At 66.7% G+C, this 607-nt stretch carries 1 protein-coding gene; it reads left to right on the top strand.

Going from position 1 to position 607, the window contains the following annotated elements:
• Window positions 1-20: 20 nt before the first annotated feature.
• The coding region (locus ACFCZN_RS21480) for a hypothetical protein (RefSeq protein WP_430558116.1) at window positions 21-607 on the top strand (587 nt) is incomplete at its 3' end.

Raw genomic sequence — 607 nt, forward strand, 5'->3', positions numbered from 1 at the left:
TCTTCGGCAACGACCAGCGCATGGGCGACGTGGCGGTGACCCTGATGTTCGCCTCGGTCATCGTCGGGTCCATCCCGCGCATGGGCAAGACGTTCCTGATGCGGCTGTTCCTGCTCATCGCCGCTCTGGACCCGCGTGCGGAGCTGTACGCGTTCGACTTCAAGGGCACCGGCGACTTCGGGGCCCTGGAACCGGTCTGCCACCGCTACCGGGCCGGAGACGAGGACGAAGACATCCTCTACGTCCTGGAATCCCTGCGGGAACTGCGCACCGAACTCCGCAGGCGGGCCAAGGTCATCAAGTCCCTGCCGCGCTCGCGCTGCCCGGAGTCCAAGGTCACCCCGGCCCTGGCAAACGACAAGACGCTGGGGCTGCACCCCATCGTCGCCGGATTCGATGAGTGCCAGGTCCCCTTCGAACACGACAAGTACGGGCCGGAGATCGAAGAGATCTGCACCGACCTGGGCAAGCGCGGCCCGGCGCTGGGGATGACGATGCTGTTCGGCACCCAGCGGCCCGACGCGAAGTCGCTGCCCACCGGCATCAGCGCCAACGCCGTACTGCGGTTCTGCCTCAAAGTCATGGGCCAGCCCGCCAACGACATGGT

Origin of the sequence: Isoptericola sp. NPDC056134 (genome assembly GCF_042264825.1) — a bacterium.
GTDB lineage: Bacteria > Actinomycetota > Actinomycetes > Actinomycetales > Cellulomonadaceae > Isoptericola > Isoptericola nanjingensis.